Origin of the sequence: Zunongwangia pacifica, assembly GCF_023499215.1 — a bacterium.
Taxonomy (GTDB): Bacteria; Bacteroidota; Bacteroidia; order Flavobacteriales; family Flavobacteriaceae; genus Zunongwangia; species Zunongwangia pacifica.
In genome coordinates this window covers 1-24322 of sequence record NZ_JAKHSK010000008.1, presented here as the reverse complement: position 1 = coordinate 24322, position 24322 = coordinate 1, and the positions used below count along the sequence as shown (strand labels likewise).

20 protein-coding genes are annotated in these 24322 nt (G+C 37.3%); 7 read left to right on the top strand and 13 right to left on the bottom strand.

Translation table 11 applies throughout. The features are described from left to right. Nucleotides 1–250: 250 nt before the first annotated feature. Complete coding sequence (locus L1967_RS07060; RefSeq protein ID WP_249601031.1) at nt 251–808, top strand: OmpH/Skp family outer membrane protein; 558 nt, start codon at nt 251–253, stop codon at nt 806–808. A 71-nt stretch (nt 809–879) separates the two neighbouring features. Here the strand turns inward: L1967_RS07060 and guaB are convergent, their stop codons facing one another. The 9 genes from guaB to L1967_RS07015 form a co-directional block, all read right to left on the bottom strand. Next, nucleotides 880–2352 (bottom strand): IMP dehydrogenase, encoded by a 1473-nt coding sequence (guaB, locus tag L1967_RS07055; protein ID WP_249601030.1) that lies wholly within the window; start codon nt 2350–2352, stop codon nt 880–882. Between the two features lie 75 nt (nt 2353–2427). Beyond that, nucleotides 2428–4317 (bottom strand): tetratricopeptide repeat-containing sensor histidine kinase, encoded by a 1890-nt coding sequence (locus L1967_RS07050; RefSeq protein ID WP_249601029.1) that lies wholly within the window; start codon nt 4315–4317, stop codon nt 2428–2430. Nucleotides 4318–4517: 200 nt separating this feature from the next. After that, nucleotides 4518–6977: a TonB-dependent receptor gene (locus tag L1967_RS07045; RefSeq protein ID WP_249601028.1), complete on the bottom strand. Its 2460-nt coding sequence runs from the start codon at nt 6975–6977 to the stop codon at nt 4518–4520. Then, a complete protein-coding gene (locus L1967_RS07040) occupies nt 6958–8322 on the bottom strand; it encodes an HTTM domain-containing protein (protein ID WP_249601027.1) in 1365 nt (454 codons plus the stop codon). The genes L1967_RS07045 and L1967_RS07040 overlap by 20 nt, the downstream gene beginning before the upstream one ends. A 9-nt stretch (nt 8323–8331) precedes the next feature. Further along, entirely contained in the window at nt 8332–9459 is a 1128-nt protein-coding gene (locus tag L1967_RS07035; protein ID WP_249601026.1) for an imelysin family protein, read from the bottom strand. A gap of 55 nt (nt 9460–9514) precedes the next feature. Further along, complete coding sequence (locus tag L1967_RS07030) at nt 9515–10729, bottom strand: DUF4856 domain-containing protein (RefSeq protein ID WP_249601025.1); 1215 nt, start codon at nt 10727–10729, stop codon at nt 9515–9517. Nucleotides 10730–10856: 127 nt separating this feature from the next. Beyond that, the gene (locus L1967_RS07025; protein WP_249601024.1) at nt 10857–11720 is read right to left on the bottom strand and encodes a hydroxymethylglutaryl-CoA lyase; all 864 of its coding nucleotides are present in this window, start codon (nt 11718–11720) and stop codon (nt 10857–10859) included. Between the two features lie 145 nt (nt 11721–11865). Further along, complete coding sequence (locus tag L1967_RS07020) at nt 11866–12480, bottom strand: LysE family translocator (protein WP_249601023.1); 615 nt, start codon at nt 12478–12480, stop codon at nt 11866–11868. A 12-nt stretch (nt 12481–12492) separates the two neighbouring features. Next, on the bottom strand, nt 12493–13521 hold the full coding sequence (locus L1967_RS07015) for a quinone-dependent dihydroorotate dehydrogenase (RefSeq protein WP_249601022.1): 1029 nt from the start codon (nt 13519–13521) through the stop codon (nt 12493–12495). A 281-nt stretch (nt 13522–13802) separates the two neighbouring features. Between L1967_RS07015 and pepT the strand changes: the two genes are divergently transcribed. From pepT to L1967_RS07000, 3 genes are all read left to right on the top strand, one after another. After that, on the top strand, nt 13803–15035 hold the full coding sequence (gene pepT / locus L1967_RS07010; protein ID WP_249601021.1) for a peptidase T: 1233 nt from the start codon (nt 13803–13805) through the stop codon (nt 15033–15035). A gap of 17 nt (nt 15036–15052) precedes the next feature. Next, nucleotides 15053–15679, top strand: coding sequence for a YdeI/OmpD-associated family protein (locus L1967_RS07005; RefSeq protein WP_249601020.1), 627 nt, complete (start codon nt 15053–15055; stop codon nt 15677–15679). 124 nt (nt 15680–15803) lie between these two features. Next, complete coding sequence (locus L1967_RS07000; protein WP_249601019.1) at nt 15804–15917, top strand: EVE domain-containing protein; 114 nt, start codon at nt 15804–15806, stop codon at nt 15915–15917. Between the two features lie 240 nt (nt 15918–16157). On the opposite strand, the gene yajC is transcribed toward L1967_RS07000, so the two are convergent. From yajC to L1967_RS06980, 4 genes are all read right to left on the bottom strand, one after another. Beyond that, nucleotides 16158–16463, bottom strand: a complete 306-nt coding sequence (gene yajC, locus L1967_RS06995; protein ID WP_249601018.1) for a preprotein translocase subunit YajC — start codon at nt 16461–16463, stop codon at nt 16158–16160. 19 nt (nt 16464–16482) lie between these two features. Beyond that, on the bottom strand, nt 16483–16947 hold the full coding sequence (locus L1967_RS06990) for a DUF1573 domain-containing protein (protein ID WP_249601017.1): 465 nt from the start codon (nt 16945–16947) through the stop codon (nt 16483–16485). Between the two features lie 43 nt (nt 16948–16990). Further along, nucleotides 16991–17935 carry a transcription antitermination factor NusB gene (gene nusB, locus L1967_RS06985; RefSeq protein ID WP_249601016.1) on the bottom strand — a complete coding sequence of 315 codons (945 nt, stop codon included), beginning with the start codon at nt 17933–17935 and terminating at the stop codon, nt 16991–16993. Between the two features lie 84 nt (nt 17936–18019). Beyond that, nucleotides 18020–19123 (bottom strand): Glu/Leu/Phe/Val family dehydrogenase, encoded by a 1104-nt coding sequence (locus L1967_RS06980; RefSeq protein WP_249601015.1) that lies wholly within the window; start codon nt 19121–19123, stop codon nt 18020–18022. 139 nt (nt 19124–19262) lie between these two features. On the opposite strand from L1967_RS06980, the gene L1967_RS06975 reads away from it, so the two are divergent. From L1967_RS06975 to L1967_RS06965, 3 genes are all read left to right on the top strand, one after another. Further along, nucleotides 19263–21020: an ABC transporter ATP-binding protein gene (locus L1967_RS06975; RefSeq protein ID WP_249601014.1), complete on the top strand. Its 1758-nt coding sequence runs from the start codon at nt 19263–19265 to the stop codon at nt 21018–21020. A gap of 76 nt (nt 21021–21096) precedes the next feature. Further along, on the top strand, nt 21097–21474 hold the full coding sequence (locus L1967_RS06970; RefSeq protein ID WP_249601013.1) for a PUR family DNA/RNA-binding protein: 378 nt from the start codon (nt 21097–21099) through the stop codon (nt 21472–21474). A 74-nt stretch (nt 21475–21548) separates the two neighbouring features. Next, nucleotides 21549–24068 (top strand): M14 family metallopeptidase, encoded by a 2520-nt coding sequence (locus tag L1967_RS06965; protein WP_249601012.1) that lies wholly within the window; start codon nt 21549–21551, stop codon nt 24066–24068. The last annotated feature ends 254 nt before the right edge of the window (nt 24069–24322 follow it).

The window sequence follows — 24322 nt, the reverse complement described above, 5'->3', positions numbered from 1 at the left end:
AACAGGTCAACAATTCTTTCAACTTCAGTAAAAACGCTGTTTTCTGAAATTTCTTATTAAGTGAAGCAAAAATAAGAATTCCTAAAGGTTCTGCAAGCTATAACCTTACTGATTATCAAGCACTGTTTGTATTTGGTCTAAAAAAGCGGTGTAATTTCATTTTATCAAACTCAAAAAGTATCATTTTCCTAAAAAATTCTATGTTTAATTAATACTCCCTGTTATATTTGCGCAAAACAAGAGATAAAAAATGAAAAAATTTAGCGTATTAATTACATTTTTATTTTTCGCAATTGCGGCGAACGCACAAAGTAAGATAGGAACGATAGATGCCGAATACATTATTACCAAAATGCCTGAAATTAGCACTGTAGATGAAGGCATACAGGCATACAACAAATCTTTACAAACAGATGTAGAAAAAGCGATTAAAGCCTACGAAGGTCTTATTAAAAATTACCAGGACAGTACGGCTATTTTTACTGAAGACATTAAAAAACAACGGGAAAACCAAATTCTTGGATTAGAGAACGAAATTAAACAATTTCGCCAGCGCTCTCAGGTAATGATGCAAATGAAACGTAATGAGCTTACCCAGCCATTATATCAAAAAATCGACGCTGCAATGAAAGAAGTTATTAGCGAAGAAGGCTATACCCAGATTTTTCATGCCGGTGGTGGGGCTTTGGCTTACTCTCAACCAGGAAGTGATATTACTGAAAAAGTAATGGAAAAGTTAGGAATTTCGATTGAAGAGGTGAATACTACCCAACCATCTGCCGATAGTAATAAAGCAGGATCTAATTAAAAAGCACAAAAACACGCAATACAAAAAGCCCGCGATTGCGGGCTTTTACAGTTATATAGATTCTTCTAAAATTATCTACTGTAATTTGGAGACTCTTTAGTGATCGTCACATCGTGAGGATGACTTTCATGAATACCAGAAGAGGTGATTTTCACAAATTTTGCATGTTCTTTTAACGTTTCAATATCCTTGGCTCCGCAATATCCCATACCGGCTCTTAAACCGCCAACAAATTGATGAATGCTCTCTTCTAAATCACCTTTGTAAGGAACACGACCTACGATTCCTTCAGGAACAAGTTTCTTGATATCGTCTTCTACATCCTGAAAATAACGATCTTTAGAACCTTTTTTCATCGCTTCTACAGATCCCATTCCGCGGTAAGATTTAAATTTCCTTCCTTCATAAATAATGGTTTCTCCCGGTGATTCTTTAGTTCCTGCTAAAAGAGAACCTAGCATCACACAATCGGCTCCTGCTGCAAGTGCTTTTGGAATATCTCCTGTATATCGAATACCTCCATCGGCAATAACAGGTACACCGCTTCCTTTTATAGCCGCAGCTACTTCTAAAACTGCTGAAAATTGAGGAAAGCCAACACCGGCAACAACTCTTGTGGTACAAATAGATCCCGGCCCAATACCTACTTTTACCGCATCTGCACCCGCTTCTACTAAATATTTTGCAGCTTCACCGGTAGCGATATTTCCAACAACAACTTCAAGATCCGGGAATTTTGATTTTACTTCTTTCAAGACAAAAACAACTCCTTTAGTATGACCATGAGCGGTATCGATAATAATAGCATCTACCCCGGCATTATACAAGGCTTCAGCTCTTTGTACCGCATCTGCGGTCACTCCAATAGCCGCAGCAACCCTTAATCTTCCGTAGCTATCTTTATTAGCATTAGGCTTTTGGGTAAGCTTGGTAATATCCCTAAAAGTGATTAAACCAACCAGTTTATCCTCCTTATTTACTACCGGAAGTTTTTCAATTTTATTTTCCTGAAGTATATCCTCTGCCTGCTCTAAAGAAGTTCCTTCAGCCACAGTTACAAGATTTTCTGAAGTCATTACTTCAGAAATAGGACGCTTATTATTTTTTTCGAACCTAAGATCACGATTGGTCACAATCCCTATTAATTTTCCATCTTCATCAACAATAGGAATACCGCCAATGCTATGCTCTTTCATTTGATCTTTCGCATCCTGAACGGTAGATGAAATTGGCAGGGTAACAGGGTCGATAATCATTCCACTTTCCGCACGTTTCACTTTACGTACTTTTAAAGCCTGCTGTTCTACCGTCATGTTTTTATGAAGAACACCTATACCTCCCTCTCTAGCCATGGCAATTGCCATACGGGATTCTGTTACGGTATCCATCGCTGCTGAAACAATAGGAACGTTAATCGTAATGTTTTTGGTAAATTTTGTCTGGATATTTACTTCGCGTGGTAAAACCTCAGAGAAGGCAGGGACTAAAAGAACATCATCGTAAGTAAGCCCTTCTCCCAGAATTTTGGATTCGTGTGCAATCATGGCAATTAAGAATTTAATTGCATGCAAATATACACAGTTTTCGCTAGAATGCGTTAGGTTTACATGAATAAATCCTTAATCCTTATTTTTACTGAAACAAATAATAAATTCTGACCCTTCACCGAGGTAACTTTTTATTTGAAGATAGGCATTATTCATCATTAAAAACTGTTTGACCAACAGCAAACCTATCCCCGTTCCCGTCTCCATATCGGTACCAAGCTCAGACATTATCTGTGTATTAAAATTCTGAATCTGGTCTATACGTTCTTTAGAAATACCATCACCTCCATCTTTTACTTTAAATAGAACGCATCCTTCATTTTCTGAATAATGAATTTTTATTTCTTTACCGGGATGGGTAAACTTAATTGCGTTACTAATTAAGTTATGGAGAATAATGGACAGATGACCATTATCAACGAAAACCGGACTCATATTAGAAGGTATTTCGTGTATCATCCTAATGTTCTTCGCTTTTGCAACCAGATAATGTGCATCCATTATTTCTTTTACACGCTTTGGCAAGATTACTTCTTCCATATACACTTTAGAGCCTTCTAATTGGGAGTTGGCCCATTGTAATAAATTTTGAAGCATCGAAGAAGTGGCTGAAACCTGCTTTAACATCTCATCTAAAAGTTCAGCTTGCTCTTTTTGGGTAAACTCTCCTGATTTTATAAGCTCTAAAAGTTTTTGTATAGAACCAATAGGTGATTTTAAATCGTGTGATAAAATAGAAAATAAACGATCCTTACTTTTATTGAGTTTTGCCAGCTCAATATTCCGCTCTGTAATCATATCATTTTTCTGAACAATAAGTCGGTTTTTTTCTTCAAGGGCCTTCCTGAACTGTTCTTTTTGCTGATAATTTTTTACCCAGAAAAATAAAATCAATATTAAAATAAAACCTAACGTAAGAAGTACTGCAATAATCAGCTTATTTTTAGAAAGCTCCTTATCCTTCTCCATCTTCTCGATTCGAAGGCGTCGATTATCTGCTTCCTTTTGTTCTAAATTTAAAACGTTAATCGCTCTTGTTCTCTTTTGATCATAAAGAGAATCCCTATACGCCCTATTTTGTTTAGAAATAAGAATCGCCTTTTCCAGCTCTCCTTTGGCTTCATAGATATTAAACAATACGCCGGTTATTCGCTCTAATTCATAAAACGATTCATTGGCTTTAGCAAAATCTAAAGCTTTCAAACCATATCTCTCAGCTTCATATAGATTATTTAAAGCAAGGTCAACCTTTGCCAAACCGTAATAAGAGAATGCCTTTTCCCAATTATTTGGTTCCACACTATCATTTACTACCCTTTCAAAATACGTTAAAGCAGTATTGATTTGATCTTTTTTGTACGCTAAATCCCCTAAATGATTTAGGGTTACATGCTCAATATCTTTTCTACCCGAACCTATAGCCATGATTAGCGCACTATCTAAAGTAGCTTTTGCATGATCTAAATCGCCCGATTGTAATTCAGAAATTCCTAAATTAATTACGGCAGGAGTTGAGGCATATTTATCTTTAGATAAATTATAATAATCTCTTGCCTGCTTAAAATATTCTATAGCTTCCTTGTGCCTATCGATCCCCTGTTGGATTAAGCCCAAACCATTTAAGCATTTACCTATGCCTACCCAATCTCCTGCTTTTCTATACAAGCCTTCTGCTTCCAGGAAATGAGATAAGGAGTTATAATATTCTCCTTTTATATAATAAGCAATAGCAAATTTACGTGCTACCTCGGCTTTTAAAGCAGCATCTTCTGTCTGGTCTACAAAATTTTTAGCTTTTATAAGTTCTTCTTTTGCTATTTCAAAATCGTTAAAAATCGACTCATTAGCTTCTTTTATATAATAGCGTGCAGAATCGGCTATAGACTCTTGTGAGAATTTTGTTTGAGCCAGAGCTAATTTTGTAAGAAAAAGAAAGAAAATTCCTAAAAACTTGATTTGCAAAACGTAACATCTATTATTAGCACAATAATAAGAAGAAATGTGAAATTATTAATAATGAAATGACCTGAACATTTTTTTTAGGTTATTAAATAAAAAAAATTAACAAATCTAATGTAAAGAATTTGTGTTCTTCTATATTTAAAAAAGGCTATAGTATGAAGTTATTGAAAAAGATAAAACCTTAAGCCATAACAACCCGTTTATAATTTAAATTGAAGCGTGGTATACCAGGTTAGTGGCTGAGCCGGAATGATTCCCGGTCCCGGATAACCCGTCGCCCTTCTTGTGAAATACGTATCATCCAGCAAATTATTAATACCTGTCTCTAATTTAAAGTGCTTCCAGCTATAAGATGCTGAAAGATCCATCACCCCATACGCAGGAACACTCCCTTCAATTCCTCTTACACGATCATTTTTATCCTGCGGAGCATTTGTAGCATCGGTATATTGTTTTGATAAATAAGAATACTGAAGCCCTGCAATGAAATTCTTATAACCAAAATTCATCCCGGTTTTTAAATTTACCGTTGGGATAAATTCTACCTGATTTCCTTTTACATTATTAGCATCAGACCGGATATACTCTGATTTTGTAAAAGCGGAGTTTAGAAATATGCTTAACTGATACTCCTGTAATTGCGGAAATAAACTAGTTCTCACATTCCACTCTGCAAATGTTTCCAAACCGTAAATAAACGCGTCTCCAATATTCCCACGAAAACGGACAAGCCTTCCGGTTTCTTCCAATTCGCCCTGGGCATTCACTCGCTCTTCTTCCTTTAGAATTTCCCCAATTCGGTCTTTATATTTTAATCCAAAAATACTCGCGTCGTAAGAAAGGAAATCCCCAAGCCTACCACGGATTCCCAAATCGGCAGTAAACCCCTCTTCATCACTGATATTTGGATCTACCTGATAACTTGGATTCACCACCCGAATATCATTAAAGGTTACCGATCGATAATTTTGTGAAAAATTCGCATAAATTTCGTTTGAAGCATCCAGGCTATAGCTACTCCCTACCCCAAGCAATACAAAACTTCTTTCGAAATCCTGGCGGTCCTTAATCGTTTCATCCAGCAACGGATTACCGGCCAGATCCAAAATGATATTCTTGTAACTTCCATCAGCTTTTGTATTGATATATTCAAAACGGAAACCCGGGGTCACCGACCACTCGTTGGTGATATTGAAAATATTCTCCCCAAAAAAGGCTAAATTCTGATTCGGGAATTTAAAAGTTGATTGTCGCTGATAATTTGGAAATTCCTCATTATAAAAATCAAAATCTGCTCCCAAACCATCACTACCAGGCCCCTGCTGCTGGTTGTTGTCCGCCTTATAAAACTTGGAACCTAGCAGTAAAACCGATTCTTCATCAAAAAGCTGATACCTGGTTAAAATCCTGGCTTCTGCTCCCCAGTTATTAAAATCGTCTACCAGTAATTCCCTCGCCTGCCCCGGATCGGAAATCGAAACTCGATTTTCCCTAAAACCAAGCGCTTTTCTAGACGCATCCAAGCCAAAAATATTCAGGCTAAAATCGGTCTTCTCACTAATTTCCTGCTCCAGTTTTAATGCAAAAAGATTCCAGTTCACATCAAACCAGTTTCGCTCACGATTGCTATAATCGGGGTTTTCATAAAACTGATAATCGGTTAAACCTCCCGGTTGCTGCGCCAGATAATCTAAAAACGTATATTCAAAGCTCAATTTTGTTTTATCGCTCAACTGCCATCCAAGGTGAGCAAATGCATTATGCGAATCATATTCGGAATTTGGACGGAAACCTTTTCCTCCCTTATAATTATAATAGGTATAATAACTGAACTTCCCCAGCGTCCCGCTCAGACTATTAAAACTGGTAAACAGATCATACGATCCAATCGACTGCCGGGTAATAAATTCGATTCTCTTTTCTGAAGGCTGATGAAATTTAAAATTAAGCAAACCGCCAAACTGCGTGCCGTATTGTAAAGATGCCGCACCGCGAACCACCTGTATTTCTTCTAAAGCCTCTGCCGGAGGCGTGTAATAACTCTCAGGATATCCCAAAACATCTGCTGAAATATCATACCCATTTTGGCGGGTATTGAAATTCTGGGTTCGGTTGGGATCCAGTCCCCGGCCACCGATATTCAGCTGAATTCCGGCATCGCCATTATCATAAATATTTAAACCAACCACCTCGCTATAAATCTGCCGGGCTTTATTCGCGGCAAGATTCCCAGAAACTTTATCTAATAATACCACCTCGCTTTTCTTCCCGGCGTAGATTGCTGTGCCTTCCACTTTTCTCAATTTCCGAAGCGAAAAAAGTTGTTCCCTTCTGGCGTTCAAAACTACTTCCGATAAGCTTCCTGCGAGTCTGGAAAGCTTAAAATCGATCGTCGCGTTGGAAGAAAGACTAACTTCCTTTTCAATAATCTCGTATTCCAGGCCAAAAGCTACTAATGTATAAGAGTCGGCTTCCAGATTAGTAATATTATAATTCCCATCTGCATCTGTAACTGCTACTATGCCAAGGCTTTTATTCCAAACCTCGGCGTTTTTAATCGGTTTTCCGGTTTCTAAAGAAGTTACCGTTCCGCTAATCGAAAACTGGGCGAAAACTGAAAATGAACACTGAAAAAGTATACTAAAGACCTTTAATTTCATCTTTGAAGGGTAAAATGAATGTTTTATGTTTAAAAGAGTCGGTAAAATTAAGCAAATTCGTTTTGGGAGAAATGTAAGGATCACTAGCTCTGCCATTTAGCGCCACATAATTTTCTACATACACTTCGATATTCTGGTGACCGTCTTTTTTAAAATGATTAGCAAGATAATGCGCGTATTCCAGGATAAAATCGGGCTGAAAGCTCATTTGTTTTTCCTGGAAAGGGGTCAAAAAATCGGAATTATCTACATAAAATCGTTTGCCCGTTTTTCCGTCTACAATCTTAAATTGCGCGTAACCGGCTTTTTCCATGAGCATCACCCGCCAGGAAAATCGAAAACCTTCTTCAGTCCAAAATAATTCCCCGGGATATAACAAATACCGCCACGGGAAAAGCAATTGGATCACAAAAAAAACACTAATAATTCCAGTCAATATTTTTCTTGTTTTTGGTTTCAAAAAATACCGTCGGTTATTATCAAATATGGATATATCGATCTTGAACCAATCTGCCAGCTTTTTCAAGATTTTATGATGAAACTGCGGACTAAAAAAGATCATGGCACTCACGATCATGATATACGGAAACATCCCAATTGGAAATAACACTCGCGTTAGCACATGAAAAATCACCACTAAGGCAAAAGCAAAAAGTCGGGTTCTTTTCCAAAGTAATAAAAACGGAATGGACAGGTCATACAACATGCCACTCCAGCTAAAGGCATAATGCACCCATTCCTGTTGCATCAAATCTCCCAAAAATGGCAAATCGTATTTGGAAGGCAGCCAGATTTTTAATGGCATTGCCCTAAAAAGCCAGTCGGAATTAATTTTTGCCAGACCTGCATAGAAATAGACAATTCCCAGCATTAATTTAATCGAATCGACGCACCAGCATGGGATTTTTTGAAATCCTTTTTTAGGATCATTAATCGCATCGATAGAAAAATAGGCTCCGGCAGGTAGAAATATCATCAAAAAACTCAGTACACTGATAAAATAATAGTGATTCAGGTAGGTGGTTTTATCCATCAGTTCGATATAGGTAAAACTCAGGAAAAAAGTGATGATCGCCAATCGATATTTGTAACCTGCGGCAACAAATAAGGCCGCAATTCCGCAGATCGTAAAAATAAGGTAAGTGAAATTTCCTAGAGGTTTTACCCACTCAAAACCGTAATAGGAAAAATGAAACTTCGGAAGAATATATAACTTTTCAATCCAGCCATTCCACCAAAATCGAACAATACTCGCAAACATCATAAGCCCAAATAACAAACGAAAAACCGCCAGAGGGGCGGCTTCCGTATAAGAGTTTAGATATTTGCTGCGCTTTGAATTCATTCAAAAATCTTAGTCACCATCAGAATCTACATAATCCACGCTGATCGAAAGTGCCTGCATCATGTCTAATTTCAGCAAAACGGTAGCTTTCTGTAATTCATCATAGGCCGCCAACATTACCGAGTTATCAGATTCTACCTGTTCTTTTAAGTTTGAATTTAGTGAATTAGCCTGATTTTTGGCTGCTGAAAACTGGCTTGAAATAAGGGCGGCAAGATCCTGACCGTCCTTCATGCTATCCAAATATTGCAGATATTGCTTATAGCTCTTCCCGTTAGGATTACTGTCAAAGCCTTTACCTTCAAAGAAATTACTAAAGGCATTCAGTGCTTCAAGATATAGCTCTTTAGAAAGGTTGCCGGCATATAAACTTTCTACATTAACCGCAGAAGGTGTTCCCGAAAATACTCCCGCAGGGTACCCAATTTTACCACTACGCAGAAATTTTTCAAAATACATGACATAATCATTGGTAAAACGATCTACAGAACCGGTACTGGAAGAACTGGTATTTTTAACAAAAGTAGTCCTATAGTTTCCAGTCCAGCTTTCGGTAACTTCAGCGGTAAGGGAATCTATTCTTTCAGCAACTGCCAGAAGATACGATCTATAATTTTCAACATTTTCTCCGGAAGTATAAAATTCCAGAATTGCAGCATCATTTTCAGCCAGACCATACAACAAAAAGTCCATAGCCGGGAATCCCTGTTGGGCAAAAGAAGATGGCAATTCCAGATTAAAAGAACCAGAAGCGATCTTAATTTGAATATTCGCAGTATTTGCCGGGTATGTATTTAGGAAATTTCTGTAATTCAATTCTTCTGCTTTTCCAATCTCGAACATAGAAACATGCTGAAAGTTGATATAAGCTTTTCTAAATCTAATCCTTAAAGTTGCAAAATCATCGGCATTTGGATTTGCAACAAACGCATCGGTAGCCGATTTTAGCTCGGAAGTTGATTGGTTGAAATTCTGAAAAGCAGGAACGATAACATCATCTGCCCAGTGTGCGAGCATCGCGCTGCGATCAAAACTTTCAGTTTCGTTTCCTCCATTGGTTTCTCCTCCATCGTCTCCAGAAGAACAGGCCGCAAAAAACAGCAAGGAAAGTATTAAAATCGTTGAAATTTTCTTCATTGTATTCAAAAATTAAAAACCGAAGCTGACGTTAATCAACTCCGGATATTATAAGTTACTCTGCAGCCTGCTGTACGGAAAATCCATAAGCTGCCGCAATTTCTTCTGAAATGTTATCTAATGTTTCTGAAGAAACTTCCCAGAAACCATTACCAGATAATAATTCCGCTTTATAAGAATCGATCTTTTCTTTTGATAAATAGGGCTGACCGGTTATAGGATTATGTGTAAACCTCAGGCTGTATACAAATCCGAAACCTTCAGACAATTCATGAAAAGCAGCGCCATAGTTTTCTTCAGCTAAAGCATTTTTTCCTCCCTGTAAATAGTGCACGGCACGTACACCTATTACAGTAGATAGATTTCCGCGGATCATCCTTACCTGCTCATCTCGTGTTTCATAATCGCCGGCTACGATCGCAGCACGGCCTTTTTTAAAAGCCTCGAAAGTAGTTTCTGCCAGACCATCAAAATCCTCATCGGCATCAACCTGTCCTAAATAGCTAAACAATAAATGGTCATCGCTTTCTCCTAAAACCGACATTGGATCGGCTGTTGGGATCGATGGGTCACCGTATAAATATCCATAAGCTTCGTCCCACTTATGCTCCATGGTAGTGTACACTTTTCCGTCTTCAGCAACAGTGGCATCGTTATTTTCACGATTATCAGCTTCATCCAAAACCGGTTGAGACAAATAATTATTAATAATCTGATCCAGCAATAAGCCACCGATCAGACTTTTTGCGAAAGCCTGATTGTATTCAAGGCCTTGTGCATTTACGTAACGAACACGTTCGCCCTGGGCAATCTGTCCGGCAACTCCGGCCTCGGCCAGTTTATCTTTATTTACTTTTACCTGATTGATTTGTCCAGAAATAAAAGATTCAAAATCTTCTTTAATGGCAGCACTTTCAACACTATTTGTAGAAAAATAAAGGTTAGAAGCGGCAACTTTAGACTTCACACTTTTAGAAGATTCGTTTAATGATGCGTTTGCGAAAGGTGCATTTTCATTGGCAAACATATTTAATAATTGCTCTTCGCTATTATTTTCGAAGTCGTTAAAAGCTGAAAGCAATTCGGCAGACATTTGTAATCTTGTCGTCTGGCCGTTATAGTTTACGGTAGACTCACCATTTCTTTCGAAAATATAATTGGCAGGTACTTCTAGTTCATTTTCTTCTTCGATAATCATTGTATCGTCATCTGAACAAGAAGAAAAGCTTATCGTACTGCAAATAAGTGAACCCAGTAAAATTTTTCTCATTACCATTTTATTTAGACTTGTTTAAAATAATTTCGCAAATATAAAATGCTTAAGGAGTACTACAACTTTATTTAGACCTAATTTAAATAATTTTTATTTATAAATAAATCAGAATCAATAAGAAACACTAATGATATTGAGTAAAAACTTTGGTCGCTTTATTAAAAGATGCCTCAAAACTTCCCATTCTGATATTTGTAGTTTCCTTCTTTGTATTGAAATAGGAAAACATTTTTTCGGTAGGCATATTTCCGGTAAGCTCATCTTTCGCCATTGGGCAACCGCCAAATCCCTGGATGGCCCCATCGAATCTTCGGCAACCGGCTTTATACGCCGAGTGCACTTTTTCATGCCATTTCGTTGGCGTGGTATGTAGATGCGCTCCAAATTCCACTTTTGGATATTTTGGGATTAGGTTAGAGAAAAGATAATCGATAATATCTGGTGTAGAAGTACCCACAGTATCAGAAAGCGATAAAATGTTCACGCCCATAGCCGCCAGTTTCTCGGTCCACTCCCCTACGATCTCCACATTCCAAGGATCGCCATAAGGGTTCCCAAAGCCCATGCTTAAGTAGGCTACCACTTGTTTATCAGCATTATTCGCAATATCCAAGATCGATTTTAAGACCTCAACAGATTCTGCTATGGTTTTGTGGGTATTTCGCATCTGGAAGTTTTCTGAAATAGAAAATGGATACCCTAAATAATCTATTTCAGGAAATTGCGAAGCATCTTCTGCCCCGCGTGTATTGGCAACGATCGCTAATAATTTACTCTTTGTTCTGGTAAGATCCAGCATAGAGAGTACTTCAGCAGTATCCCGCATCTGGGGTATCGCTTTGGGAGACACAAAACTACCAAAATCGATCGTGTCGAAACCACATTGTAATAAGGACTGAATGTACTGAGCTTTAGTTTTAGTAGGAATAAAATCTTTAATTCCCTGCATGGCATCGCGCGGACATTCGATAAGCTTAATCTCTCCCATATAGCCAAAGATAGTTTTTTAGATTTTGATAATAAAATCTAATATTTATTCAGAAATAAGCAATTGCTTTGAAAAAATTAAGTCGGAAGTATCGAATTGAGATTATATAAAACAGGTTTCGTTTTTATACCATTTCGGCATTTATTTAAATTAAAATAAATACGCCAATCCCAATAAATGCAAAGATCTGGATCCATTTTAAAACCACACCCGATTTTCGATGTTTTTGAAGGTATTTTGAAATGTTTCCGGCAAGGATCGCTACCAAACTAAAGATCAGCAACGCCTGAAACATAAAAATAAGCCCTAAAATATAGAATTGGAGCACTGTATTCCCTTCAGGATCCCATAAAAAACCTGGAAAAAGCGCTAAAAAGAAAATGGTTACTTTAGGATTTAAAACATTCATAATAAATCCCTGTCTATATAAGCCAAAAAGGCTTTTTTGTTTAATTCCTTCCGCAGAAAAAGCAATATCAGGATCACTTTTAAAAACGTTATACGCTAAATAAAACAGATAAGCGGCGCCTAAACATTTTATGATCACAAAAATAGTCTCCGATTGCTTGATCACTGCCGACACTCCAAAGGCTACCAAAGTAGTATGTACCACAACACCACTAACTAAGCCTAAAGCGGTAACTATCGCGTGCTTTTTACCATTAGCCATTCCCTGTACCAACACATAAATGATATCTGGCCCCGGAGTGAGCGTAAGCAGGATCGTGGCGGTTAAAAAAGGAAGGAGCTGCGCTAACAAATGTCTTAACTATTACGATTTTGGATATTTTTCAAGAATTTTTTTATTGATGGCTTTGATAAGTGCAGGGCCTTCATAAATAAAACCTGTATATAGTTGAACCAAACTGGCACCGGCCTCTAGTTTCTCTATAGCATCGTCTGCGGTGTGAATTCCGCCCACACCAATAATAGGGAACGCTTTATTACTTTTTTCTGAAAGAAATTTAATCACCTCGGTAGCTCTTTTGGTGAGCGGTTTTCCACTTAAACCACCGGTTTCATTTTGATCTTCAGATTGTAAACCTTCACGCGAAATTGTGGTATTTGTCGCGATCACACCGTCGATCTTAGTTTCCTGAACGATATTAATAATATCCAGAAGCTGAGAATCGGTAAGATCTGGCGCGATTTTTAACAATATTGGCTTTTGTTTTGGCTTCGCATTATTTAGCTCCATCAAGGTGTTAAGCAAATGCGTTAGTGGCTCTTTATCCTGCAAGGCTCTTAAATTTGGTGTATTTGGCGAACTTACATTTACCACAAAATAATCTACATAATCAAACAAAGCTTCAAAACAAATTTTATAATCCTCTACAGCTTCTTCGTTAGGCGTCACTTTATTTTTACCAATATTACCACCAATTAATACATCGGTATTTTTCTTAAGCTGCGTCACCATTTGCGCTACCCCGCCATTATTAAACCCCATTCGGTTAATAATCGCCTGGTCGGCTTTTAATCTAAACAATCGTTTTTTATCATTGCCGGGTTGCGGTTTTGGTGTTACCGTACCCACTTCAATAAAGCCAAAACCAAGATTCGATAATTCCTTATACAGTTTGGCATCTTTATCAAATCCCGCGGCCAGGCCTACAGGATTTTTAAACTTCAGTCCAAAAACTTCACGATTTAAGCGCGGGTCGTTATTGCAAAATTTGGATCTTAAAATTGCAGGCACTCCCGGAATTTTATTTAATTTCTTTAAGCTACTAAAAGTGAAATGGTGAATGGCTTCTGGATCGTATTTAAAAAGTATCGGGCGAATTAAAGACTTGTACATATTTGGCTGGTTTGTGCAAAAATAAATGAATTGTAAAAATGAACATACTAAATCTTAAAAGGTTTTGTACCCGATTGGCAATTCCCTAATTTTGACTCGATAATAGAAATTAAATGTGTTCTGATCGTCCCGATGCCTAGAAATAAAAGTTAATTTTCTAATAAATGCCTCATGGGCTTGCCCTAAGGTAGTTTACTTTATCATCAGGAGTTTATTCAGCATTAATTTTCAGAAAAACTTCTGAAAAATCAACCAAATCCAGACAACTAACACCTATCAACATGATCAATAAACAAGAAGTTTTAGATCGATTTATAAGCTATATAAGTATCGATACGCAAAGTGATCCCGAGAGTGAAAACACACCTAGTACCGAAAAGCAATGGGTTCTTGCCAAGAAACTGGCTAAAGAATTAGAAGAAATGGGAATGCAACAAGTAAGCATCGACGAAAATGCTTATGTCATGGCTACCCTGCCAGCCAACACCAACAAGGAAACGCCCGTTATTGGATTTGTTTCTCATTTTGATACTTCACCCGATTTTAACGGTGCTAATATCAATCCGCAGATTATCGAAAATTACAATGGCGGGGATATCGTACTTAACACTGATAGAAATATCATCCTTTCTTCAGAATATTTTGATGATCTAAAACAGTATAAAGGGCAGACCATTATCACTACCGATGGCAATAGTCTTTTAGGTGCCGACGATAAAGCTGGAATCACCGAAATAATGACGGCTATGAAATACCTTTTGGAGCATCCTGAAATTAAACATGGCACTTTAAAAGTATGCTTTACGCCAGATGAAGAGATTGGTCGTGGAGCGCATAAATTTGATGTGGCAAAGTTTGGAGCCGATTGGGCCTATACGATGGATGGCAGCCAGATTGGCGAATTAGAATACGAAAATTTTAATGCTGCCAGCGCCAAAGTTACGGTAAGCGGAAAAAGCGTACATCCCGGTTATGCCAAAGATAAAATGGTAAACAGTATGTACATTGCTCAGGATTTTATTAATTCATTGCCACGATTGGAAACCCCAGAACATACGGAAGGCCGACAGGGATTTTTTCATTTAAGCAATATTAACGGCGATGTTGAAGAAACCGTACTGCAATACATTATACGAGATCATGATAAAAAGCATTTTGAAGCTCGTAAAAAAATGATCCAGGATCTTGGAATAGAAATTTGTAAGCAATACGAAAGCGAATGTGTTACCGTTGAAGTTAAAGATCAATACCGCAATATGCGCGAAAAAATAGAACCCATGATGCATATTGTTGAACTGGCAAAAGAAGCGATGGAAGCGGTAAAGGTGAAACCTATTATTAAACCTATTCGCGGTGGAACAGACGGTTCCCAACTAAGTTTTATGGGACTTCCCTGTCCTAATATTTTTGCCGGGGGACATAACTTTCACGGAAAATATGAATATGTACCATTAGAAAGTATGGTTAAAGCTACTGAAGTTATCATAAAAATTGCCGAACTTAATGCCAGATAACTTTAAAAAAAACAAGATTGGATATTTTTTCAATCTTGTTTTTAAGGAAACTTAGAGCTATGGCGGTAAAAGATGTAGACGAATACATTGAGATTCACGAATACTGGCAAACCGAATTAAGGCAAATTCGGGAGATGCTTCAGGAAACCATTTTAGAAGAAACCATAAAATGGGGAGCACCAACCTACACGCTAAAAGATAAAAATGTTGCCGGACTGGCCGCTTTTAAAAATCATATCGCGTTATGGTTTTTTAATGGTGCCTTACTTCAGCAAAATACTGGTTTACTCGTAAATGCCCAGCAAGGAAAAACGAAAGCGTTACGACAAATACGCTTTGAAAAGGGTAATGAGATTAATACGCAAATTTTGCTGCCCTATGTGCTGGAAGCGATTGAAAACCAGAAACTGGGAAAAACAATAAAAGCCTCCCGAAAACAGGAACTTATTATTCCGCCCGAATTAAATTCGGCTTTGAAAAACGATGCGGAATTAGACGAATCTTACTGCCAGTTAACCTGTAGTAAGCAAAAAGAATATGCTAATTATATCAGCGCGGCTAAAAAAGAAACCACACGCGCTAAGAGATTAGAAAAAATAATCCCAATGATAAAAAAAGGGGTGGGCTTACAGGATAAGTATTAATGATTAGCATGGAATCTCGCCAAAGAAAATACTGGTTAATTTGCACTGCTAAAGATCACGTTCAATCTGCTATCTAACAAAAATCGCAAAAGTAAACTAAGGCAAAAAGTTTCGGTTACAAAAAATGAAACAAGGAGATTACATCATCTTTTATTCTTCTAAAGAAAAAATTAATCCTCACGAAAAATGCCAAAAATTTACAGGCATCGGCAAATTACCGGATGATAAGGTTTTTTAACAAAAAGTGGTACTAATGAATTTATTCCCTGGCTTAGAAATATGATTTCTATAGAAAGTGACGAAATGGATATTAAGCCTTTAATCTGCGATTTAGAATTTATCCCCAATAAACAACAATGGGGTTTCCCATAAGGATTTTAAAACTATTTCAGTAAAAATGCTTAGAAACACCAAGGATCATTCATAAAAAAAACCTTTAGAAATTTCTAAAGGTTTTTTTATTCTTTAAAAGAGTATCTTATTTTTTCTCTTCTTTTGCTGGTTTTGCCGGCTCGTTAAGCTTTTGGCTCATTTCTAGAGAAATTGAAGATTTATCGAAAGTGATTTTTCCGGCCCCGGTTTCAATGATTACCGCATTGTTTTTTTCACTAAAATCTACAATTTTACCATGCATTCCGCTTTTGGTAACTATTCGATCTCCTTTTTTTAATTCAGAAATAAAGTTCTTCTCCTGTTTCGCTTTCTTCATTTGCGGACGTATCATAAAAAAATACACCACGGCAAACATTAAGATTAACGGAAGAAACTGTTGTATTTGCTCCATATATATTCAATTCTCGCTTTTAGCTTGTTTTATCAGCTTCAACAAAAGCTTTAATTTTAATTTGCTCCTGCCCTTTTTCTGTATTTGCAGAAATAGTCACTGTTTTTTGAACCTGTCCTCTACCCGATCCATTATATTTTACGAGCATTTCTCCAGTTTCACCCGGTTGGATAGATTCATTTTTATGATATTCAGGCACAGTACATCCGCAAGTACTTTTTGCATTAGTAATTACTAACGGTGCTCTACCTGTATTGGTAAATGTAAAAACATGCTCTACCGGTTCTCCCTGTGGGATATTCCCAAAATCAAACTCGGTTTCATCGAATGTTAGTTCAGGATATACCGTAGCTTTAGAGTCACGTGCTGCCGCTGCATCTACATTCTCGGCTTTCACCTTTTCTGAAGCGCTGCTTCCAGCATCTTTACAAGAAGTGAAGAACATGGTTCCCACTGCTGCTATTATTAAAATTCCTTTTTTCATAATGTGTATAAATTTGAGGTTTAAAATTAAGAAAAAATCTAGACTACATAAGGCCACGCCCTATTTTATTTAATTTCCCATCTGTTTTGTACTCTTTAGAAAGCTTATCAAGAATTCCGTTTATAAAAATACTACTTTTTGGGGTACTATATTCTTTACTTATCTCAAGATATTCATTTATAGTTACTTTCACCGGAATTGATGGGAACTCTAAAAATTCACAAATCGCCATTTTTAAAAGCACCGTATCAATTTCAGCAATCCGGTCTTTATCCCAATTTGGCGTTTTCCCCTGCATTTCTTCGGAAAGTTTTGCGTCTTTAAGATACGTTTTCCTGAAAAGATTTACCGCAAATTCTTTATCGTCGATCGATTTGAATAACTTAGGAAGCTTATCTTCTGGCGTTGCTGTTTGCTTTAATTTCTGAAGCATTTTTACCACCGCCGTATTCACTAAAGGAAGATCGTCCAGCCAGGTTAATTTTTTATCTTCAAAATAATCATAAATCTTGTCGTTTGGCGCAATTACTTTTTTAAAGATCGCAAGAATAAAATCTTTATCTTCTTTAAAAGAATTATCTCTGGTTTCCATATAATCGGCAAACGCGTCACTTTCCTTGATCTCGTTCCATAAAATGGCTACATACTCGTCATCAAACTTCCAGTGATTAAGTTTACGATCGTCGATAATTTGCTCTAACTGGGTATTTTGCTCTAAAATTTCAAAAACCGCATTCTGAACAAATTTCCGGTTTGGATCTTTATCTTCTTTGGTTGCGAGATGTTTTTGTTGGGAACGCTCTAAAAAAGTTTCGGCATGCGCCTTAATTTCGGTTAACAAACTTAGCTGAAGCACAAAAAGATCGTACATCTCTTCCATGCTTTTTAGCAGGAATTTCTCCTCGCTCGCAAGATTGTCATTTTCACTTTGGTTGAATGCATATAGGGATTGCATTACCTTAACTCGAATATGTCTTCTTGTCAACATAATTGTAAAAGAACTTTTTTAGAATTTAAAAAGGGCGAAAGATTATTCTTTCGCCCTGCAAAAATACCAATATTTTGATTCTAGCTACTTTAAACTTGAATTTTTTCTGTCTTCAATTCTTTGCTTGGCAATTTTAAGTGCCGCAAAGTGTGTTGTCATGTCTTCTTTAGCCGCTGTTTCAAGGATTTGCAGTGTGGTATTATAGATATTTTCAGTCTTAGACATAATCTCCTTTCTGCTATATTTTTCTAATTCGGCATACACATTTATAATCCCTCCGGCATTAATTAAGAAATCTGGAGCATAAACGATACCACGCTCGCGTAAAATCTGGCCATGTTTTACCTCATCAGATAATTGATTATTGGCAGCACCGGCAACAACTTTACAGTTAAGTCGGTTTACGGTATCATCGTTAATGGTAGCTCCTAAAGCACAAGGTGCATAAATATCTACATGAGCGCTATACACATCGTTTTCCTCAAAAATAACAGCTCCGTATTTATTGCGAACTTCCTGTAAGCGCTCTTCACTAATATCACTAATATATACTTTAGCACCATCGCTGGTTAAATACTCTACTAAAGTCTCGCCAACATGACCTATTCCCTGCACCAATACAGAGCGTCCTTCTAATTCGTCTGTACCAAACTGATATTTAGTAGCAGCTTTTATTCCCATAAATACACCGTAAGCGGTAACAGGTGATGGATTCCCTGATCCTCCTCTTTCTTCAGAGATCCCGGTTACATAAGGAGTCACGTCCCTAACAAGATCCATATCTGCAGTTTCCATCCCAACATCTTCTGCAGTAATGTATTTTCCGCCCAGAGAATTTACATATTCTCCAAACTTCATCATTAGCTCTGGAGTTTTTTGGGTTTTGGCATCACCTATAATAACAGCTTTACCACCGCCAAGGTTTAAACCGGTAATGGCACTTTTAAATGTCATCCCACGTGATAAACGTAATACATCATTTAATGCTTCCCATTCACTGGTATAATTCCACATTCTGGTTCCACCTAAAGCCGGTCCCAAAACTGTATTGTGAATACCTATTATTGCTTTTAATCCTGTATCTTTGTCGTTACAAAAAACAACCTGTTCATGATTATCGAACGAAAGCTGTCCAAATACCGGTGCAGCTTTTTTAAGTTCGTTAGCATTTAAAACATCAACTTGCATAATTTGCGGGTTTTTAAATTAATGTCATTTTTTTTAAATATTCTAAAAATGACGACACAAAAATAGGAATATTTTAATTTTACACCATTAAATTATGGTTAAAATAACATATTCTTAAAATTAGAGATTTATTTTAAGGATGAAACATTTAAGAACACTCAATAAATTCTTTTTAAAATATAAATGGAAATTACTTTTGGGACTGGTCGTAACCATCATTTCCAGAATTTTTGGCTTGTATTTTATACCTCTTATAGGAAATTCTACCGATGCTATCGAGCAGTATATTAATGGACAGATTACAGGCTACGATTCTCTAAAAGCTGAATTATTAAAAAACATCCTGCTGTTAGCAGGAACAACCTTAATTTCTGCATTTTTCACCTTCCTTATGCGACAAACCTTTATTGTAGTTTCGCGACATATCGAATACGACTTAAAAAATGTGGTGTACAAACACTACCAGGAATTATCCCTTAATTTCTATAAAAAGAACCGCACCGGGGATTTAATGAACCGTATTAGCGAAGATGTCACCAAAGTAAGAATGTATTTGGGGCCGGCCATAATGTATACGGTAACCACGCTTACTTCAACAATTGTTGTATTGATTTTTATGATCCAGGCAGCACCAGAACTTACACTTTATACTGTAATCCCACTGCCCATTTTATCATTTGCGATCTATAAGTTAAGTGTCGCCATTCAAAAACGCAGTACAGTAGTTCAGCAATATTTATCTAAACTGAACACTTTTACACAGGAAAGTTTTAGCGGGATCGCGGTCATAAAATCTTATGGATTAGAACCACAAACCGACAGTAATTTTACCGATCTTTCAAACACCAGCAGAGATAAGAATATCGATCTGGTAAAAGTACAGGCCTTTTTCTTTCCGCTTATGGTACTTCTTATCGGGATAAGCAACGTCCTTGTTATTTATGTAGGAGGGCGCCAGTACATTACCGGGCAGATTGATAACCTTGGGGTGATTGTAGAATTTTTATTGTATGTAAATATGCTTACCTGGCCGGTAGCTTCGATAGGATGGGTAACCTCTTTGGTTAAACAGGCTGAAGCTTCCCAGGAACGAATCAATGAATTTTTGGATAGCGAGCCAGAAATTAAAAACCATAAAGAAACCGAAGATCCAATTAAAGGCAAAGTGAACTTAAAGAACGTAACATTTACGTATGAAGACACCAATATTACCGCATTAAAAAATATCTCTTTTGAAGTAAACCAGGGGGAAACCTTAGCAATTATCGGTAAAACAGGATCTGGCAAATCTACTGTACTCGATCTTATAGGGAGATTGTATGATGTTGAAGAAGGATCGATTGAGGTTGATGGTATCAACATAAAAAACCTGAATCTGGATAACTTAAGAAGAAATATAGGATATGTACCACAGGATGCATTTCTGTTTAGCGATTCGATTAGAAACAATATTAAATTCGGAAAAGACAATGCAACCGATGAAGATGTGATCGAAGCAGCTAAAACGGCTTCTGTACATAAAAACATTAAAAACTTTAGCAAAGGTTACGATACCGTACTTGGTGAACGTGGTATCACCTTATCTGGTGGGCAAAAACAACGGGTTTCTATCGCCAGGGCAATTATACAAAATCCGCAAATTCTGCTTTTTGACGATTGCCTTTCAGCAGTAGATACTGAAACTGAAGAAGCTATTCTTAGCAATCTTTTCAAAATTTCGCGGGATAAGACCACAATTATCGTGAGTCACAGAATTTCTTCAGCAAAAAATGCAGACAAGATAATTATTCTTGAAGACGGAAATATCGTACAACGAGGCAGTCATGAAGAATTGATTAAAATAGACGGATATTATAAAGAACTGTATGCAAAACAGTTAAATGAGAAAGAAATGTGAAAATTTCTTGTAAGATGTTAATTTTTTTTAGATTTTTGAAAGCAACTTTACTAAACCATTTAAAGAATTATATTTTATGAGCGACAAGGGATTGATGGAGAAAGAAGAAATATTCTCTAAAGTACTAAGAGCAGGAAGAAGAACTTACTTCTTTGATGTGAGAGCCACTCGTGCCAGCGACTATTACCTTACTATCACAGAGAGCAAGAAATTCACCAATGACGATGGATCTTTCTATTACAAAAAACACAAAATCTACCTTTACAAAGAAGATTTTGCCGGTTTTGCAGAAATTCTTCAGGAAATGACAGATTTTATTCTTGATGAAAAAGGAGAAGAAGTAATAAGTGAGCGTCACCAAAAAGATTTTAAACCTTCTTACGAAGGCACCAGTGCAGTTGAAGCCAAAACTGCTCCAGAAAATTTTACTGATGTTAGCTTTGACGATATCTAAAAAATTACACTTAAATTGTTAACCGCCTCCTAACCAGAGGCGGTTTTTTGTTTTATACCTCAATATTTTAAATTATGAAGAAAATTTTTACTCTTTTTTTTATTATTTCATCACTTGGTTTTCAAGCCCAGGATTTCGACACGCTAAGCCTGGATTATTATTTACCAAAAAACGTTAGTTATAATGCCGATATCCCAAAACCACAGGACATTATAGGGTTTGTACCGGGACAGTGGCATGTAAGCCATGATCGATTGGTAAATTACATGAGCAAACTTGCTGAAATTTCCCCACGCATCAGCATAGAAAACCGCGGCACCTCTTACGAAGGACGCCCCCTTTTATTGCTTACAATTTCTTCAGAAGAAAATATTCGGAATATCGACCAAATTCGGCAGCAGCATAAAGCCTTGGTTGAAGAAGGCTCCGCCAATCTTAATACCAAAGAGATGCCCATTGTAGTGAATCAGGGATTTTCTATCCACGGTAACGAACCCAGCGGAGCCAATGCAGCACTACTTGTCGCTTATTATTTAGCGGCGGCTGAAGGTGATGAAATTGAAGAAGTACTGGATCACACCATTATTCTTTTTGATCCTTCTTTTAACCCAGATGGATTGCAACGCTTCGCCTATTGGGCCAATACCAATCGTAGTGCCAATATTAATGCCGATCCACAAGACCGCGAATACGATGAAGTTTGGCCGGGTGGCCGTACCAATCACTATTGGTTTGACCTTAACCGCGATTGGCTGCCGGCACAGTTACCAGAATCACAGGCCAGAATTAAAACCTTTCATAAATGGTATCCCAACATTCTTACCGATCATCATGAAATGGGTTCTAATGCTTCCTTTTTCTTTCAGCCGGGAATTCCGTCCAGAACACATCCTTTAACGCCAGATCTCAATCAGGAACTCACTCAGGAAATCGGGAAATATCACGCCGCCGCTTTTGATAAATTAGGAAGCTTTTATTTTACGGAAGAAAGTTATGATGATTTTTACTACGGAAAGGGTTCTACCTTTCCCGATATTAACGGAAGCATAGGGATTTTGTTTGAACAGGCGAGTTCTCGTGGCCATGCACAGGAAACCGATAACGGATTATTAACGTTCCCATTTACCATTAGAAATCAATTTACCGCTGCACTTTCTACTTTAGAAGCCGCAAAAAGCATGAGGGTGAAATTGTTGAATTATCAACGTGATTTTTACAATAATGCCAGGAGTTCGGCCGGTAAAGGTGCCTGGGCTTTTGGAAATGAGAAAGATGCCACCACAGCTTATCATTTAGCTGAAATCATGAAAAGACATCAAATCGAAATTCATCCGGTAGCCAAAGAATTCAGTAAAGACGGCCAAACCTATAAACCAGGTTCTGCTTATATCATTCCCAAGAATCAGAGGCAACATCGCCTGGTAGAAGCCATGTTCGAAAAAAGAACCCGTTTTGAAGATAGCCTATTTTACGATATTTCGGCATGGACACTCCCGTTGGCTTTTAATGTAGAGTATACCGAAGATGCACCATTGGATCATGCCGGAGCCATAATTGAAGAGCTTAAACAACCTGCAGTTCCTTCCGTAGAAAAAAGCTCTTATGCCTATGTGATGGAATGGCACGACTACAATGCGCCAAAAGCCCTGAACATGATCCTGGATAAGGGTTTGAGAGCCCGTGTGGCCATGAAAAAATTTGGCACAAAAAATAAAGAATATGACTACGGAAGTATCATGATCCCGGTTCAGAATCAAAAACTGGATAAAGAAGAACTTTTCGACTTTATAAAAAACGTTGCTAAAACGGCTAATATTGAGATCGATGCGGTGGGCACCGGTTTAACATCAGGAATTAACCTTGGTAGCCGCTTTTTTGTTCCGATAGAACATCAGGAAATTGCTCTTTTAGTTAGCGAAGGGATCACACCTTATGATGCCGGTGAAATTTGGCATTTATTTGATCAACGATACGACATTAAAGTTACCAAACTAAACACCCGTAACTTTGGGCGTGCCGATCTTAGCCGATATACCGATATTATTTTAGTGAACAGCTGGGGGACAGCTCTGGATAAAAATGATACCGAAAAACTTAAAACCTGGATTAAGAACGGGGGGACTTTAATTGCGTACAGAAATGCATCCCGTTACCTAATTGCCAACAACCTACTGGACATTAAAACAAAAAGTGATCCTATCACTGCTAAAAACATTAGTTTTGAGCAGCGCAGCGATTTCTACGGAGCTCAGGGTATTGGCGGTGCCATTTTTGAAGCAAAATTAGACCGTTCCCACCCTATTAATTTTGGGTATAAAAACGATCGGCTGGCACTTTTTAGAAATACAACCATTTTTGTTGAAGCTGATGAACAGAGCTATAATAATCCGATTCAGTATACCAGTGATCCTTTATTAAGCGGTTATATAAGTGAAGAAAAAAATGAAGAGATAAAAAATACGGTACCTTTTAAAACAGGTGGCTTTGGCAAAGGAAAGGTCATTTATTTTACAGATAATACCAATTTTAGAGCATTTTGGTTCGGAACCAATAAATTATTGATGAATGCCATTTTCTTTGGCGATTACATGTAATACGAAGTTAAAAGTTAGATCGCTACGCTGTTAGACATTAGAAAATCGACTAAAGAAAAGAGATTTAAGAGTCAAGAATCAGGAATCAAGAACCATGAGGAGTATTGAATTTTAAATGCTGAATATTGAATGGTGTACGTCCCTGATATAGGTTGACCATAACAGGTTAAATCTATGAAGTCAACAATCAAATTAATTCAAAAGTCCCGTAAGTATTCAGAGGCTTTTAAAAAATCTATTGTAAAAGATTTTGA

Coding starts and splice junctions, on each gene's coding strand:
- L1967_RS07060 (WP_249601031.1), top strand. CDS start 251: ATGAAAAAATTTAGCGTATTAATTACATTTTTATTTTTCGCAATTGCG.
- guaB (WP_249601030.1), bottom strand. CDS start 2,352: ATGATTGCACACGAATCCAAAATTCTGGGAGAAGGGCTTACTTACGAT.
- L1967_RS07045 (WP_249601028.1), bottom strand. CDS start 6,977: ATGAAATTAAAGGTCTTTAGTATACTTTTTCAGTGTTCATTTTCAGTT.
- L1967_RS07040 (WP_249601027.1), bottom strand. CDS start 8,322: ATGAATTCAAAGCGCAGCAAATATCTAAACTCTTATACGGAAGCCGCC.
- L1967_RS07035 (WP_249601026.1), bottom strand. CDS start 9,459: ATGAAGAAAATTTCAACGATTTTAATACTTTCCTTGCTGTTTTTTGCG.
- L1967_RS07030 (WP_249601025.1), bottom strand. CDS start 10,729: ATGAGAAAAATTTTACTGGGTTCACTTATTTGCAGTACGATAAGCTTT.
- L1967_RS07025 (WP_249601024.1), bottom strand. CDS start 11,720: ATGGGAGAGATTAAGCTTATCGAATGTCCGCGCGATGCCATGCAGGGA.
- L1967_RS07015 (WP_249601022.1), bottom strand. CDS start 13,521: ATGTACAAGTCTTTAATTCGCCCGATACTTTTTAAATACGATCCAGAA.
- pepT (WP_249601021.1), top strand. CDS start 13,803: ATGATCAATAAACAAGAAGTTTTAGATCGATTTATAAGCTATATAAGT.
- L1967_RS07000 (WP_249601019.1), top strand. CDS start 15,804: ATGAAACAAGGAGATTACATCATCTTTTATTCTTCTAAAGAAAAAATT.
- yajC (WP_249601018.1), bottom strand. CDS start 16,463: ATGGAGCAAATACAACAGTTTCTTCCGTTAATCTTAATGTTTGCCGTG.
- L1967_RS06990 (WP_249601017.1), bottom strand. CDS start 16,947: ATGAAAAAAGGAATTTTAATAATAGCAGCAGTGGGAACCATGTTCTTC.
- nusB (WP_249601016.1), bottom strand. CDS start 17,935: ATGTTGACAAGAAGACATATTCGAGTTAAGGTAATGCAATCCCTATAT.
- L1967_RS06980 (WP_249601015.1), bottom strand. CDS start 19,123: ATGCAAGTTGATGTTTTAAATGCTAACGAACTTAAAAAAGCTGCACCG.
- L1967_RS06975 (WP_249601014.1), top strand. CDS start 19,263: ATGAAACATTTAAGAACACTCAATAAATTCTTTTTAAAATATAAATGG.
- L1967_RS06970 (WP_249601013.1), top strand. CDS start 21,097: ATGAGCGACAAGGGATTGATGGAGAAAGAAGAAATATTCTCTAAAGTA.
- L1967_RS06965 (WP_249601012.1), top strand. CDS start 21,549: ATGAAGAAAATTTTTACTCTTTTTTTTATTATTTCATCACTTGGTTTT.